Genomic DNA, 15611 nt, shown 5'->3' with positions numbered 1-15611 from the left:
ACAATCCGGCAGCAGTCACAGAGATGGGGGGGACCCGTGCGCACATCGCAGTCCAGGGCGCCCTTCCATGCGCTGCGGTCCGGCGCGATCTCATTGGTGGTGGTGCTTCTTGCCGCCGGAGCCCACGTCGCTGGTGGCGGCGTACTCCCCACGGCACCGGTCCTGTTGGCACTCATTGCCCTGACGGCGCTGGCCACAACACTGGCCACGCGGTTCAAGCTGAACGTAGTGACCATGGCCGCGCTCCTGGGCGCAGGACAACTCGCCCTGCATGAAGCCTTCAGTGCCCTGGGGCCAGTTACTGCCAGCACGCAAGGTCCAGCCCATCACCTGGCCAACGAGTCACTAAGCCCGGCGCTCCATGCCGCCACCGAACACACGCATGAACTCGGCACCACCTTCGGCGCCTTGATGGTGCTGAGCCACGTCATTGCCACTCTCGGTTCGGCGGTCGTCCTGGCCAAGGGCGAGGATGCGCTGTGGCAGCTGGCCGCGTGGCTGCGTCCGCTGGTCGCCCTGCCCACGTTGTTGTTCAGGCCCGACGCCGGCACCTCGGCTGTGGCTGTCGCCGCACCCGCCGTTTTCATCCCCCGCCCTTGGCGGAACCTCAGGCAAGACAGCCGGCGCGGCCCGCCCGCCGCCGTCGTACTTCCCTAGTTCCGCCCGGCACCAAAGCTGCAAAGCACCAAAGCTGCAAAGCCAGCACAAGCCTTTGCAAGGTGACGGGCCCAAACCCGTACCCCCGCGCCCTCATTTGGCGCCCCCGAAAGGCAATCCCATGAAGAAGTCCTCGCTCCGTCGCACCCTGTCCGCCACCGCCGTTGCCGGTGGAACCGCAGCCCTGATGATGGCCGGCATCGCCGGCGCGTCAGCGCACGTTTCCGTCGATCCCAACAAGACCGCGGCGAACTCGTATGCGCTGCTGACCTTCGGTGTACCCCACGGCTGCGGCACATCCGGCACCACAAAAGTGGCCATCAGCCTTCCCGAGGAACTGACCGACGCAACCCCCACCGTGAACGCCAACTGGACGGTGGAGAAAGTCACAGAGAACCTGCCTGAACCCAAGAAGCTGGAAGACGGCACATCCATCACCAAGCGCACCAGCCAGATCGTGTACACGGCCAAGGCGCCACTGGATCCGCACATGCGCGATGCCTTGGTCCTCTCGGTAAAGCTGCCGGACGCCGCCGGTAAGACCATCTATTTCCCCACGTACCAGACCTGCGAAACGGGCAAGACGGACTGGATCGAGATCCCCAAGGATGGCCAGAGCGAGGATGACCTGAAGTCGCCGGCGCCGGCCATCGCCATCACCCCGGCCGACGCAGCGGGCGACCACCACGCGGCATCCACCGTGTCCACGGTGCAGGCGGCTGCCGTCACCGACGACGGGTCGCAGGCCCGGAGCTGGGCCGGCCTGATCGCGGGCATCGCGGGCCTTGGGCTCGGTGGCGCGGCGTTCTTCCGCAGCCGCTCCGCCAAGCCTGCCCCGGCCAAGGCCACCACCAAGTAGCAGAGGAAGGTTGGGCGCCCGGAAGATCACGATCCGGGCGCCAATCCGCCGTCACGGCCGTGGCTGAATTGACTCGCGTCACACGCGCCGCAAGGCTGGTGCCCATGTGGACTCAGCGCATCAAAACCGGCCTTGTGACGACGACGGCAGCCGCTTCACTGCTGCTTCTTGCAGCGTGTGGGCCAAGCCCCAGCCCTTCAGGAACCAGCAGCGCACCGCCGACTTCTTCATCCCCGTCGGCATCGGCCTCTCCTTCTGAAACGGCCACCACGCAACCATCACCGTCCGCAACGGCAACGTCGGCAGCGCCCGCCGCTCCAGCCCTGTGCAAGGCGGCGTCGCTGACAGCGGCCACCGATGCGACCGGCGGCGGCGCAGCAGGCAGCATCTACGAGAAGTTGATCCTGACCAACTCCGGGACCACGCCGTGCGTACTGGAAGGCTTCGCCGGCGTCTCCCTGACCGCCGATTCCAGTGGCGAACCCATCGGCGAACCGGCGACCCGCGAAACCACCACCCCGGTCACCAAAATTGAGCTGGCACCGGGCAAGTCTGCCTGGGCCGAAATCCGGTACACGCAAGCCGGTAACTACGGCGATTGCACCAAGGTCCCTGCAGCAGGATTCCGGATCTACCCGCCGAACGACACAGCGTCGCTCTTCGTCGCCGAACCTCACGACGCGTGCAGCAATGCCGGCATCAAGCTCCTGACCATCACCGCTTTCCAGGCCGTTTGACCTTCGGCCCACGGCTCCGGCTTATTCTGTCGGGGCCGTGGGGCATGATGGAGGGATGCAGGAGCCGCAGGCGCCGGATGGCGCCATCAGCCGTTTCAGCCAGGCAACCAGGGAATGGTTCCTCGGCGCTTTCTCCGAGCCCACGCCCGCCCAGGACGGCGCCTGGAACGCGATCTCCTCGGGCTCGCATGCCCTTGTTGTGGCGCCCACTGGTTCGGGTAAGACCCTCGCTGCCTTCCTCTGGGCACTGGACAGGCTGCATGCCAGGCCGACCGACACGCTGCCGGGGCTCGAGACAGTGCCAGCCAACGGGAAGGGCCGAGCCAAACGCCCCAAGACCAAAACCCGCGTCCTCTATATCTCGCCGCTGAAGGCGCTGGGCGTGGACGTTGAGCGCAACCTCCGTGCGCCCCTGATCGGCATCACCCAAACCGCCAAGCGGCTGGGGTTACCGGCACCGCTGGTGACGGTGGGTGTCCGCTCCGGAGATACGACGGCGGCAGATCGCCGAACGCTGTTGACCAACCCACCGGATATCCTCATTACCACCCCGGAATCCCTGTTCCTTATGCTGACGTCCCGCGCCCGGGAAACCCTCAGCGAAGTAGACACGATCATCATTGATGAGGTTCACGCTGTCGCGGGAACCAAGCGCGGCGCACACTTGGCCGTCTCCTTGGAACGGCTCGACGCCCTCCTGCCCAAGCCGGCACAGCGCATTGGACTGTCGGCCACGGTGCAGCCGCGCGAACTCGTGGCACAGTTCCTGGCTGGACAGGCTCCTGTGGAGATTGTCGCTCCGCCGTCCAAGAAGAACTGGAACCTCACCGTCACTGTGCCTGTAGAGGACATGTCGGACCTGCAGGGTGCTGCCGGCGCGTTCGATTCCGGCCCGGCCTCCGGGTTGCAGCCCCAGGCGTCCATCTGGCCGCATGTGGAGGAACAGATCGTCGATCTGGTCCTGTCCAAGCAGTCCACCATCGTTTTCGCCAACTCCCGTCGACTCTCTGAGCGCCTGACCGCCCGGTTGAACGAAATCTATGCCGAACGCCAACTGATGGCGGTGGGCGGTGGCGAGTGGGCTTCCCCCGAGTCGAACGCCGGCGTTCCGGCGCCAGCCGTCCCCGCCTCCACGGCAACGCCAGCACACATGATGGCCCAGGCCGGCAGCACCACTGGTGCGGACCCCGTGCTGGCCCGCGCGCACCACGGTTCGGTCTCCAAGGACCAACGGGCCATGATCGAGGACGACCTCAAGTCCGGCCGGCTGCGCTGCGTGGTTGCTACCTCATCCCTGGAACTGGGCATCGACATGGGAGCCGTGGACCTGGTGGTCCAGGTGGAGTCGCCTCCCTCGGTGGCCAGCGGCCTCCAGCGTGTGGGGCGTGCCGGTCACCAGGTGGGCGAAATCTCCGAGGGCGTGCTGTTCCCCAAGCATCGCGCTGATCTTCTCCACACCAGCGTCACCGTGGAACGCATGCTCAGCGGGCAGATCGAGCGCCTGAGCATCCCTGCCAATCCGTTGGACATCCTGGCCCAACAAACCGTGGCGGCCACGGCATTGGGCAGCATTGACGTGGAGGACTGGTTCAGCACGGTGCGGCGGTCGGCTCCATTTGCGAGCCTGCCCCGCTCAGCGTTCGAGGCAACCTTGGATCTGTTGGCCGGACGCTATCCCTCGGACGAATTCGCAGAACTCAGGCCCCGCATCATCTGGGACCGGCACGCTGGAACCATCGAAGGCCGGCCCGGCGCCCAACGCCTGGCTGTCACTTCTGGTGGCACCATCCCGGACCGTGGGTTGTTCGGCGTGTACATCATCGGCACAGAAGTTGAGGGCTCGTCCTCCCCGGCCGGTACGGACGGCAGTGAACCCACAGCCTCTGCCCGCGCTGCCAAGGGTGGTCGCCGGGTTGGTGAACTGGATGAAGAGATGGTCTACGAGTCCCGGGTGGGCGATGTCTTCGCGCTCGGTGCCACCAGTTGGAAGATCGAGGACATCACCCATGATCGCGTCCTGGTGTCCCCCGCTTTCGGCCAACCCGGCAAACTTCCGTTCTGGAAGGGTGATTCCCTCGGCCGGCCCGTGGATCTGGGGCGCGCCTTGGGTGCCTTCATTCGGGAACTTTCGGCTGCCGACGAGGCTCCCGCCATGGAGCGCTGCCAAGCCAGTGGATTGGACGCCTTCGCCGCGAGCAACCTGCTCCAGTACCTCCGGGAGCAAAAAGAAGCCACGGAGATCGTCCCCAGTGACCGGACCCTGGTGGTGGAGCGATTCCACGATGAACTCGGAGACTGGCGAGTGGTCCTGCACAGTCCCTTCGGCATGCCGGTCCACGCCCCGTGGGCCCTCGCCGTGGGGCAGCGCCTCCAGCAGCGCTACGGCCTGGACGGCTCGGCCATGGCGGCTGACGACGGGATCGTCCTGCGCGTGCCCATGATGGAAGACGAACCACCCGGAGCTGAGCTGTTCCTCTTCGACCCCGAGGAACTCGAGCAAATCGTCACGGCAGAGGTCGGTGGCAGCGCCCTGTTCGCCTCAAGGTTCCGCGAGTGCGCTTCCAGGGCCCTGCTCCTCCCCCGCCAGAATCCCGCCAAGCGCCAACCCCTGTGGCAGCAGCGCCAGCGCTCTGCCCAGTTGCTGGATGTCGCCCGGAAGTACCCGTCGTTCCCCATCGTGCTCGAAACGGTGCGCGAATGCCTTCAAGACGTCTACGATCTGCCCGCGCTGAAAGACATTGCGGCATCCGTTGAGCGGCGTGAACTTCGGATCGTGGAGACCACCACCCAGCAGCCGTCCCCCTTCGCTAAGTCATTGCTGTTCGGGTACGTGGCCCAGTTCCTCTACGAGGGCGATTCCCCCCTGGCCGAGCGGCGGGCCGCCGCGCTGGCCTTGGACTCGACGCTCCTCAACGAACTCCTGGGCCGCGTGGAACTTCGCGAACTCCTGGACGCAGCGGTCATCGATTCCACCGAACGGGAGCTTCAGCGCCTCGCCCCGGACCGAAGAGTTCGTGGGATGGAGGGGGTGGCGGATCTCCTGCGGCTGCTCGGACCACTCAGCGTTGAAGAGGTGGCTGAGCGGCTCGAGGGTGCCCAGCAGCCGGATACAAGCACGCAGCCCGACGCTCCGGAACAGCTCGACGCGACAGAGCAGATGGAGGACACGCCCCCGACCGCACCACCGGGCAGCATCCTCGACGCCGGAGCCCACCTCGCAGCCCTGCAGAAAGCCAATCGTGCGCTCAAGGTGACCATCGGCGGCGTCGAGCGTTTTGCGGCCATTGAGGACGCGGCCCGGTTGCGCGACGCTATCGGCGTACCGCTGCCCATGGGTGTTCCGCTGGCCTTCATTGAACCGGTCAGCGACCCCTTGGGCGATCTCGTTTCCCGCTACGCCCGAACCCACGGGCCCTTCACGGCAGCTGAGGCAGCGGCAAGGCTGGGACTGGGTGTCGCCGTCGTCAATACCGCCCTGAAACGCCTGGCTGGGGATGGCCGCGTAGTGGAAGGCGAGTTCCGGCCACACGCTGTCGCGGAGCAACCCACTGAGGCTGCTGAACCGGAACTTATGACCCTTGACGCTCCGCCGTCCAGCGAGTGGTGCGATGCCGAGGTCCTCAGAAAGCTCCGGCGACGTTCGCTCGCAGCGCTGCGAGCGGAAGTGGAACCCGTGGACACGGCGGCCTACGGGCGGTTCCTGCCTGCGTGGCAGAACGTGACCGCCCCCGGGAAGTCCCGCAGCCAGGCGCTGCGCGGACTCGACGGCATCATCACGGCCGTGGACCAACTCTCCGGTGTGCCTATCCCGGCCTCCGCTTGGGAACCGCTGGTGTTGGCAAGCCGGGTGGCGGACTACAAACCGGCCATGCTGGACGAGCTGATGGCTGCAGGGGAACTGCTCTGGTCCGGTGCGGGGTCGTTGCCGGGGAACGACGGCTGGATCAGCCTGCACGTGGCCGATTCCGCAGAACTGACCCTCAATCCCGCCCCTGACTTTGAACCGGGCGACGCGCAGCAGCGGCTCCTTGAGCACTTCAGTGCCGGGGGCGGCTACTTCTTCCGGCAACTTACCGAAGTGGCAGGCGGCATGGATGCAGTGCTCAGCGACGACGCCGTCGTTACGGCCCTGTGGGACCTGGTGTGGGCCGGCCGCGTCACCGGCGATACCTTCGCCCCCGTGCGGGCCATGATCTCCGGCGGCAAGACGGCCCACCGGCAAGTTGCCAAGGCCCCCAGGGCGAGGACTCCGCGGATGAGCAGGCTTGGCCGCTCGCACGGAACCGGGTTGCTGGGCTCGCCCGGTCTCACCGGCGGACGGTACGGCTCAGTGAGCGGCGGCATCGCACCCGCACCACCGTCGGCTGTGGGCCGGTGGTCTGCGCTGCCTGCGCCCGAACTGGACCCCACCATCCATGCCCGAGGCACGGCTGAACTCCTGCTGGACAGGTACGGCGTGCTCACCCGCGGTTCGGTCATGGCAGAGAACATCATTGGGGGCTTCGGGCTGATGTACAAAGTCCTGGCCCGGCTCGAAGAGGCTGGCCGGTGCCGCCGTGGTTACTTCATAGAGCACCTCGGAGCGGCCCAGTTCGCCGTTCCCGCGACGGTGGACCGGCTGAGGTCCTTCACGGAAGACGCCCGCATCTCCAAGGCGGAACCGTCGGCGTTGGCGCTGGCGGCAACAGACCCTGCCAATCCCTACGGCGCCGCACTCCCCTGGCCCGCGCTGTCCGTGGACGCCGGATCGGGGCACCGTCCGGGGCGGAAGGCAGGGGCGCTGGTGGTGATGGTCGACGGCGCGTTGGTCCTTTACGTGGAACGCGGCGGAAAGACGCTGCTCACCTTCAGCCAGGACGAGGCAGTGCTGGCAGCTGCTGCCCAAGCGTTGGTTGATGTGGTGCGGCGCGGTGCCGTGGACAAGCTCTTCATGGAGAAGGTCAACGGCCACGATCTCCTTGAGACACCTATTGCTGTTGCCTTGGCCGCCGCGGGCGCGTACTCAACACCGAAGGGACTCCGGATCCGTGCCTGAAGGCGATTCCATCTGGCGGGCCGCGTCACGCTTGAACCAGGCGTTGGCAGGAAAAATCATCACCGCTTCGGACTTCCGCGTGCCACGTTTCGCCACGCTCAACCTGGCGGGCTGGACCATCACCGAGGTGGTGCCCCGGGGCAAGCACCTTCTGATGCGCTTGGCGGGACCCGTTGATGAGGAGCCCGGCGCCAGCAGGAAACCCCGTGCCCTGACCATCCACTCCCACCTGAAAATGGAAGGCAACTGGATGATCTACCAGCCCGGTGGTCGTTGGACCAAGCCCGGCCACACGGCACGATGTGTCCTTCGGACGAGTACCGCCGACGCCGTCGGATTCTCGTTGGGCATCCTGGAAGTAGTGCCCACGGCGGAGGAAAACAAGGTGGTAGGACACTTGGGGCCGGACCTGCTCGGCCCGGACTGGGACGAAGAGGAAGCACTCCGCAGACTCCGGGCCGAGCCGGACGTTACGGTCGGCTTCGCCTTGCTGGACCAGCGGAAACTGGCAGGGATCGGCAACATTTACCGCTGCGAGGCCTGTTTCCTGTCCGGCATCCACCCGGCCCTGCCTGTCGGAGACGTCCCGGACCTGGCCAAGACCGTCACCGACGCCAAACGCCTCCTGGGCGAAAACCTTGGACCTGGCCGCCGCACCACACTGGGCCCACGAGCCCTGCGTCCCGGGTACTGGGTTTACGGCCGGGAACGCCAACCATGCAGGCGGTGCGGTGCCACGATCCGCCGTGGCCTGCTGGCCGGCCCGGATGGAACCGAGGAACGGGACATCTACTTTTGCCCGCGTTGCCAACCGGCTCCCTCTCCCTAGGCGCCGCTAGGCGGCGGTTGCGGCCTCCACGGCTTCCGTGGGGGCCGTTCCCTTTGACCGTTCCGGCACCATGAATTTCGGCAGCAGGACCTGCACGATGGGCCCGATCGCGAGGGCGTACACCACAGTGCCCACGCCCACGGACCCGCCCAGGAGGAAGCCCACGGCCAGGACAACCACTTCGATGCCGGTACGAACCAACCGCACGGACCAACCTGTCCGCCGAACCAGACCCGTCATGAGCCCGTCCCGGGCACCGGGGCCCAAGCGGGCACCGATGTAGCAGGCGGAGGCGATGCCGTTGAGGATCACGGCCCCGGCCAACATGGCGATCTGTCCGCCGAGGTGGGAGAACTCCGGAATGAGCCAAAGGCCGAGGTCGGCGAATAGGCCCACCAGCACTGCGTTGGCGATGGTCCCGATGCCTGGCATCTGCCGCAAGGGGATCCATAGGAGGAGAACCAGGAAGCTGACCGCGATCACCACAACGCCGATGCTGAACCCGGTTTTTTCGGACACCCCTTGGTGGAACACATCCCAGGGGTCCAAGCCAAGGCCGGCCCGGATGAACATGGCCAAGGAGATGCCATACATTGCGAGGCCGATCAGGAGTTGTGTGATTCTTCGGGTCATCATGAACTACATCTTCCAAGAGAACTGGCCTTGTATTCCATAGCCAGTTTGGAATACTGGTCTTATGCCCGGCTCATTGAATCCCACAGCACTCGTCCGCCTTCTGGGCTCCTGGAACTCCGGTGCCCTGCCCGCTTACCGCGAGTTGGCCGACGTCGTACGTTTGCTGGTGATGGATGGCCGCATCCCGCTGGACGTCGCTCTGCCCAGCGAGCGGTCGCTGGCGCAGACACTTGGCCTCAGCCGGACCACCGTTACCGCCGCCTATGCGAACCTGCGTGAGCAGGGCTTCCTCACCGCCGGTCAGGGCAGCCGGGGCCGGACTTGCATTCCGCACCGTACCGCGCCCGCCAGCATGCCGGGCCTCGCCGCCCCGGAGGGGCTCCTGGATCTGGCGTACGCGTCGTTGTCCGCAGCGGGCGAGGTAGTGCACCGGGCCTTCGCGGACGCCCTGACCGAACTGCCTGCGCTCCTGCCGGGATTCGGATACGACGCAGTGGGAGTGCCGGCCCTTCGCGAAGCAATCGCCCACAAGTACACCGCGGAGGGGGTCCCCACCACACCCGAGCAGGTCCTGGTCACCTCCGGCGCGCAGCATGCCCTCAACATCGTGCTGCGCGCCCTCGCCGGCAAGCAGGACCGGGTGATGGTGGAGCATCCCACCTACCCCAACGCCCTGGACGCGATCCGCGCCGCAGGATGCAAACCCCTGCCTGTTGCACTGCCCGCCGGCACATCACCGGCTTGGGACATCGATGCCATGGTGGCCCTGATGAACCACCAACGGCCCGCCATGGCCTACCTCGTTCCGGACTTCCACAACCCCACCGGGCGCATCATGTCAGATTTGCAGCGCCGACGGCTGGTGCGCGCAGCCGCTTCCGCGGGCACGGTACTGGTGGTTGATGAGACATTGCGGGGGTTGAACCTCGACGGCGTCCGTACCGCGCCGATGTCGGCCTTCGGTTCCGCGGTGGTTTCGATAGGGTCGCTGAGCAAGTCCCACTGGGCGGGCCTGCGGACCGGTTGGATCCGGGCAGATGAGGACCTGATTGCCCGCTTTGTCGCAACGCGGACCGTCATGGACCTGGGTGGTCCCGTAGTTGAGCAACTGGCCGCGGCGCGCCTGGTCAGATCCTTCGCCGAGCCGTTGGACGCCCGGCTTGAGGAGCTCCGGCACAATCGGGAATCGCTATTGGGACTGCTGGCTGAGCATCTGCCGGAATGGGAGCTGGAGCGCCCGCGGGGCGGGCTCACGGTGTGGTGCCGCCTGCCCTCACCGTGCAGCACGGCCCTAACGGTGCTCGCGCCGGACTTCGGGGTTCGACTGGCGGCCGGACCCCGCTTCGGAGTGGGGGGTGCCTTTGAGCACTACATGCGCGTGCCCTACACGCTGCCACCAGCCCAGCTGGAATTGGCCGTCCGCGCGCTCCGTGCCGCCCAGGACAAGCTGGATGCCTCGCCCCAACTCCGCCGGACCCTCAAGACTGAGCGGCCCGCCGCCGTCGCGGTCGCCTAACATCCCAACTAACTGGCATTAGTGGTTGTTCTGAGCGCTGAGAACAACCACTATTGTCAGCTACTTGGCAGACTCGCGCGCGGCCGAACCCATGCGCTGTTTCGCAGTATTGCTGCCGGGCCCTACGGGAACGTGCGAGGTTGCCTTGGCCAGGCCAAACAGCGGCATGCCGTTGTACACCACCTCAATTCCCGACGCCGGCACCTGGTACGTCTCGTGCCACACGCCAACGTCTCCGCTGCCGGCAATCTCCTTCATGAACTTCCGCCACGGACCCAGATGCGGTGAATCCCTGTCCGCGGCGAAGCGCCTCAAGTGCTCCGGGCTTTCCCAGTAGCTGAGCAGGACGGTGGTCCGCCCAAACCACTGCTCGCTGCCCAGCAGGCCCGCCTCCGGATTCGCGGCGAGGTGCTGCATCATCTTGGGCATTGCCGACGCCACTTTTGCTACGCGGCCCGTCTTCCACCACCGATTGGCCCGCATCCCGATGAGGAAGACGGTCACTGTGTCGCGCCCGATTTCCGCGGTGAACCGTCCGGGGAAGATCTCCTGTGCCATGTGAATCCTTCGGTTGGGGAACCGCCAAGTTCCTGTGGTGAGGTTTCATAACGTTGTTATGAAACAATGTTATGAAACACTTGGAGGCATGGCAAGACCCATCGTTCATGATCAGCACGTCCAGCAGCGGCTTCTGGCCGTCACGGCCGAACTCGTGGACCGCGAGGGACCGGCACGCGTGACTCTCCGCGACGTCGCTGCCGCTGCGGACACGTCCACCACGGCGATCTACTCGCTGTTCGGCGGGAAAGCACAACTGTTGACGGCCGCCGTCGACCACGGTTTCCGGTCCTTCGGCGAATCCCAACGGGAGGCCGCCACCGGCGGGCTCTTGGAACTCGGCCGGGCGTACCGCGTTTGGGCGCTGGAGCATCCAGCCCTCTACCGCCTCATGTTTGGCGGCGCTTTGGCTGCCTATATTGATTGCAGTCCGACGCCGGAAGTCGCCTCCGACTCGATGCTCCCCCTGGTGGAGGCCGTCACCGCAGCACAGGCGGCGGGGCGGCTCCGGACCGACGACCCCGCAGTGGTGGCGATGGCCATCTGGGGCCAGGTGCACGGGCTGGTTGCTTTGGAGTTGGCCCAGATGAACCACCCCGCAACGGACTGGTCGGGAATCTACGAAGCCGCGCTCGAGTCCGTGGCGCGCGCTTGGGCCCCTTAAACGGAAACTGACTGGCATTAGTGGTTGTTCTCAGCGCTGAAAACAACCACTAATGCCAGCCAGTTGGGCGAGTACCCCTTACGCGTACACCTTCTCCAGGAACCCGGTCCACGCCTTCGCCGTGAGTTCGGAATCCCCCGAGCCACTGAAGTCGTGCACCGTCATGCCCACGGGTGCCCCGAACGCGTTCCGGCCAAAGAAGCGGTAGAGCGTGTCCGACGTCCGCAGCCCAAGGAAGTTCTCGTTGGAGAAGTCCACCTCGCCGCTCAGCCGCCCCACGCCGTCGAGCTCCACCTCAAAAGCCGAGCCAGCAGCGACGCCGTCCACCCCCAAAGCCTGCTTCAGCTGCACAAATCCACCGGGCGTCTGCGACGAAGCAGGCGACTGGATGTCCGTGAATACCACTGGCTTGCCGTCGAAGTACTGCAGGTACTGGCCCAGCGTATGGAGGTAGAACTCGGTGTGCTTGCTGGCGCCGTCGTACTGCTCGTCCCAGTTGTCGGCGAAGATCCCACTGTGGACGTAGTGCAGCTTGGCGCGGCCGCCTTCCGCAGGTTCCAGGACGTGTTCCAGCTGGTTGAACCAGCCGTCCGGACCGTCCATCCGGGACACCAGATGACCCGGGTATTCCTGGACCGTTTTCACGTCCGGCCACTGATCAGTGGGGAACATCCACGCCGGCGTACCCTTGGTGACCGCTTCCCACACTCGCTCCGGAGTGCCGGGCAGTTCGGTGTCCGCGACGATTTCGAATTTACGGTTGTCAGTCATTGTTGTGGTCCTTTTCTGCTGTGACTTCAGTTGAAGGGGTCTTGAGTGCGGGGTGAAGTACGACGACGAGCCGGTGCTTTCGTGCGCCGCCCGCCACTGCGGCAGCACCGTCGTCGTGGTACTTATCCACGAGCTGCGTCACCGCTACGCCGAGCTCTTCGGCGAACGCTGCGCGTTCTGAGGCGGAGCGGAACGTGATCTCGCCGTCGATAGCGAAACTGGCCAGCTTCTTCTTGGCCACGGCAGCGCCAGCGATGAGCTTGCCCATCTCCTGTACTGTCCGGGAGGCCAGCGAGAGGAGCCAGAAAGCGGAGAACCGGTCCGAGAAACGCCGCGGGTCCGGCGCCACGGACGCCAACGCCACCGGCGAGATGAGGTAGGAGGCCGCCGTCGCCTGCAGGACGCGCTCGGTAACGTTGCCCTTCCTGCGCTCCTCCACCAATGCCACCAGGCCGTGGCGTTCCAGGGCTTTGAGGTGGTAGTTCACCTTTTGGCGGGGCAGCCCAACTTTGGTGGCCAGTTGCGTGGCCGACGCGGGTTCAGCGAGTTCCTGGAGGATGCGGGTGCGGATGGGGTCCAACGACGCTTCCGCCGCAGCCGGGTCCTCAATCACTTCGATGTCCAACATGCTTCCAGTATGGCCACCGACAACTTTTATTGTCAAGAACTTTTTTATGTTCGGAAGCTGCATCTGTTGTGGGGCCTCTTCTGCGCGCTTTCAGCCACGAATTGGACGCAAAGCAGGCCTCACAACGCAGGCAAAGTAGAATCATTCGGTGATGCAATCCCCCCTCCCCGTGCGCGACGGCGTGAACGCCACTCGCCTGCGCCTGCCGGACGAGGGCCCATGGACCACCGCCATGGACTACATGATGCACCGCTGGGGACACATCGATCCCCAGGGCATCGAGGACCGGTTCGACGCCGGCGAAATCGTGGGCGAAGGCGGTGTACCGCTGGACCGCAGCACTAAGCTGGAGGACCACACCTTCATCTGGTACTACCGCACCCTCCCGCCGGAGACGCGGTTGCCGGTGGAGATCAACATCCTGCACCAGGACGAGCACATCCTGGTGGTGGACAAGCCGCACTTCCTCCCCACCACGCCCGGCGGCACGTACATCCAAGAGTCAGCCTTGGTCCGGCTCCGGAACCTGCTGGATCTCCCGGACCTCATCCCCATGCACCGCCTGGACCGCATGACCGCCGGCCTGCTGCTGCTCTCCACCAACCCGGAAACGCGCGGCAAGTACCAGGTGCTCTTCGAGAAACGCCAGGTCCGGAAGGAATACGAGTGCGTGTCCGCCGCGGCACCGGCGGCAGGTTTTCCCGCCATCGAATTTCCCGCCACCGTCCGCAACCGGATGACCAAGTCCCGCAGCTACCTGCTGGCCGAAGTCATCGACGGCGAACCGAATGCGGAGACGCGCATTGAACAGACAAGAACGTTCGACGCCGGCACTCACCAGCGCGCGCTCTACCGCTTGGAGCCGCACACGGGAAAGACGCACCAGCTCCGGGTGCACATGGCCTCGCTCGGGCTGGGTATCGTCAACGATGCCTTCTACCCGGATCTGCTGGACAAGGCCCCGGACGACTACGGCAAGCCACTCCAGCTGCTGGCCCGCGGCATCACGTTCGTGGACCCCATCACCAAGCAGCCCGTTGAATACCGGAGCCAGCTCGAGCTCAGCGAAGCCCACGGCTGACCCTTCCGCCGGTCAGGATTCAAACACGGACCGGAAGACCGCTGTGGTCTCCTCCGAAAACAGCACGAACTCCACCACCTCCAGCGGGCTGTCCGGAGCGGCACCTACAGACGCTGACGACGAGAAGGACCTCACGACGTCGAACGCTTTTTCGGCAACCTGACGGGCGTCCCAACCGTAGATTCCGGCGCTGATCGCCGGGAACGCGAGGGAGCGCGCACCAAGCTCCGCTGCCACCTTCAGGCTTTCCCGGAAGCAGGACGAGAGCAGCGCCGGATCGGTCTGCCCGGCGTGCCGATTGGGTCCCACGGTATGGATCACCCAGCGTGCCGGGAGGCGGAAGCCAGGCGTCGCGACGGCGGCACCCACCGGCAGGCCGGCAGGCAGTTCCGTCCGACGCAATTCTCGGCATGCCTCAAGAAGGTCCGGGCCGGCGGCGCGGTGAATGGCACCGTCCACTCCCCCTCCACCGAGCAGAGAAGAGTTGGCCGCGTTAACGATCACGTCCACAGTGCGCTTGGTGATGTCGTCGTGCAGGATGTCGATTCGCATGCCGCCAGTCTGGCGCCGGCGCGGCATGAGCGGCAAGTGCGGTACCTTGTGCCCATGGACTTCACCGCCCCCGAGACGTGGGGATCCGCAATTTACCTGTGGATCGTCCCCATTGTGCTGGGCGACGCCATTTTCCCGCCGATCCCTTCCGAGATGGTGGTCATCACCGGTGGAGCCCTGGCCGCCGACGGTCACGCCAACTTCTGGCTGATCCTGTTCTTGGCCGCGTTCGCTTCCTGGCTTGGCGACATGGCCGTGTTCATGCTTTTCAAGCGGCGCATCAGTCACGTCCTGGACCGCTGGTCGTGGGGCCGCAGAATCCATCGCGGAATCCATGAGGCCATCGCGAAAGCCGGCCGATCCTCAACCTACGGTGCCATCATCGGCGCTCGTTTCATCCCCGGCGGCAGGCTCGCCACCTCCTCCGCTGCGGGCATTGCCAACGTTTCGGTCCGCGGGTTTTCCCTCTGCGCCGGATTGGGGGCGGTGCTGTGGGCGGTATGGCAAGTGGGCCTGGGCTACTTCACCGGTTCCACCACCAAGCTCCCCTTCTGGGCCAGCTCCCTGATTGGCGTGGGCGTCGGACTGGTGATCGGCGTAGTGGTCGGGTTGATCGTTACGCGGCGACGCGGAACCCGGTCACCCGTGGATGAACCATACGACGGCGACGTGCCCCAACCCGAGTAGCGCCGACCTTCTAGACCGGGGCCCAGCGCCCGCGGTTGCGGCGCAACACGTACAGGCTTCCGGTCACCGCAACACGCTCGACGGCGTCACGCATCATGGCGGCCGACGTCCGGGCTTCGTCGTTCTCACCCGAGTAGTCGCGGTCATTCACCGTGAAGCGCAGGCTGATCTGGGGGACGCCACCCACGATATCCAGCTGGTTGGCTTCCACATGGTGGCGGGTTTCCAAGGCTTCTACGGCTGCGGCCATGACTGACTCAGGTGCATTGCCCGGTTTGAGGCCAGTGATCTTCAACTTGGTCTGGAACGACGGCATCCCACTACCCTAACGCTCTCTCACATCCCACACCCCCGGGCGGATCCCTCTCTCACCGAATGAGAGAGGGATCGCCAAAAGCCCG

15 protein-coding genes are annotated in these 15611 nt (G+C 65.6%); 9 read left to right on the top strand and 6 right to left on the bottom strand.

The window, feature by feature from the left end; all coding sequences use genetic code 11:
- The first annotated feature begins 36 nt into the window (after positions 1-36).
- From FQP90_RS11730 to FQP90_RS11710, 5 genes are all read left to right on the top strand, one after another.
- Positions 37-657, top strand: a complete 621-nt coding sequence (locus FQP90_RS11730; RefSeq protein WP_144650372.1) for a hypothetical protein — start codon at positions 37-39, stop codon at positions 655-657.
- A gap of 121 nt (positions 658-778) precedes the next feature.
- Complete coding sequence (locus FQP90_RS11725) at positions 779-1516, top strand: YcnI family copper-binding membrane protein (protein WP_144650370.1); 738 nt, start codon at positions 779-781, stop codon at positions 1514-1516.
- A gap of 104 nt (positions 1517-1620) precedes the next feature.
- On the top strand, positions 1621-2253 hold the full coding sequence (locus FQP90_RS23435) for a DUF4232 domain-containing protein (protein ID WP_144650368.1): 633 nt from the start codon (positions 1621-1623) through the stop codon (positions 2251-2253).
- 55 nt (positions 2254-2308) lie between these two features.
- The gene (locus FQP90_RS11715) at positions 2309-7288 is read left to right on the top strand and encodes a DNA glycosylase AlkZ-like family protein (RefSeq protein ID WP_144650366.1); all 4980 of its coding nucleotides are present in this window, start codon (positions 2309-2311) and stop codon (positions 7286-7288) included.
- Positions 7281-8117, top strand: coding sequence for a DNA-formamidopyrimidine glycosylase family protein (locus tag FQP90_RS11710; RefSeq protein WP_144650364.1), 837 nt, complete (start codon positions 7281-7283; stop codon positions 8115-8117). Before FQP90_RS11715 ends, FQP90_RS11710 begins: the two co-directional genes overlap by 8 nt.
- Before the next feature lie 6 nt (positions 8118-8123).
- Here the strand turns inward: FQP90_RS11710 and FQP90_RS11705 are convergent, their stop codons facing one another.
- Positions 8124-8753 carry a membrane protein YczE gene (locus FQP90_RS11705; protein WP_144650362.1) on the bottom strand — a complete coding sequence of 210 codons (630 nt, stop codon included), beginning with the start codon at positions 8751-8753 and terminating at the stop codon, positions 8124-8126.
- A gap of 61 nt (positions 8754-8814) precedes the next feature.
- Between FQP90_RS11705 and FQP90_RS11700 the strand changes: the two genes are divergently transcribed.
- Positions 8815-10269, top strand: coding sequence for a MocR-like transcription factor YczR (locus FQP90_RS11700; protein ID WP_144650360.1), 1455 nt, complete (start codon positions 8815-8817; stop codon positions 10267-10269).
- 60 nt (positions 10270-10329) lie between these two features.
- On the opposite strand, the gene FQP90_RS11695 is transcribed toward FQP90_RS11700, so the two are convergent.
- A complete protein-coding gene (locus FQP90_RS11695) occupies positions 10330-10827 on the bottom strand; it encodes a DUF4188 domain-containing protein (RefSeq protein WP_144650358.1) in 498 nt (165 codons plus the stop codon).
- A gap of 88 nt (positions 10828-10915) precedes the next feature.
- Between FQP90_RS11695 and FQP90_RS11690 the strand changes: the two genes are divergently transcribed.
- Entirely contained in the window at positions 10916-11491 is a 576-nt protein-coding gene (locus tag FQP90_RS11690; protein WP_144650356.1) for a TetR-like C-terminal domain-containing protein, read from the top strand.
- A gap of 78 nt (positions 11492-11569) precedes the next feature.
- On the opposite strand, the gene FQP90_RS11685 is transcribed toward FQP90_RS11690, so the two are convergent.
- On the bottom strand, positions 11570-12262 hold the full coding sequence (locus FQP90_RS11685) for an SRPBCC family protein (protein WP_144650354.1): 693 nt from the start codon (positions 12260-12262) through the stop codon (positions 11570-11572).
- On the bottom strand, positions 12255-12890 hold the full coding sequence (locus FQP90_RS11680; RefSeq protein WP_144650352.1) for a winged helix-turn-helix domain-containing protein: 636 nt from the start codon (positions 12888-12890) through the stop codon (positions 12255-12257). The genes FQP90_RS11685 and FQP90_RS11680 overlap by 8 nt, the downstream gene beginning before the upstream one ends.
- Positions 12891-13041: 151 nt before the next feature.
- Between FQP90_RS11680 and FQP90_RS11675 the strand changes: the two genes are divergently transcribed.
- Positions 13042-13971, top strand: a complete 930-nt coding sequence (locus FQP90_RS11675; protein WP_144650419.1) for an RluA family pseudouridine synthase — start codon at positions 13042-13044, stop codon at positions 13969-13971.
- Positions 13972-13983: 12 nt separating this feature from the next.
- On the opposite strand, the gene FQP90_RS11670 is transcribed toward FQP90_RS11675, so the two are convergent.
- Positions 13984-14523, bottom strand: coding sequence for an O-acetyl-ADP-ribose deacetylase (locus FQP90_RS11670; protein WP_144650350.1), 540 nt, complete (start codon positions 14521-14523; stop codon positions 13984-13986).
- 54 nt (positions 14524-14577) lie between these two features.
- Here FQP90_RS11670 and FQP90_RS11665 point away from each other — a divergent pair, with 54 nt between their 5' ends.
- Entirely contained in the window at positions 14578-15210 is a 633-nt protein-coding gene (locus FQP90_RS11665; protein ID WP_144650348.1) for a DedA family protein, read from the top strand.
- A gap of 10 nt (positions 15211-15220) precedes the next feature.
- On the opposite strand, the gene FQP90_RS11660 is transcribed toward FQP90_RS11665, so the two are convergent.
- The gene (locus FQP90_RS11660; RefSeq protein WP_144650346.1) at positions 15221-15526 is read right to left on the bottom strand and encodes a hypothetical protein; all 306 of its coding nucleotides are present in this window, start codon (positions 15524-15526) and stop codon (positions 15221-15223) included.
- Positions 15527-15611: the final 85 nt, after the last annotated feature.

This window comes from Paenarthrobacter nitroguajacolicus, assembly GCF_007786235.1.
In the GTDB taxonomy this organism is placed as follows: Bacteria; Actinomycetota; Actinomycetes; order Actinomycetales; family Micrococcaceae; genus Arthrobacter; species Arthrobacter nitroguajacolicus_A.
Note: the sequence above shows the minus strand (reverse complement) of the source record. Positions and strands in the feature narration are given on the sequence as shown.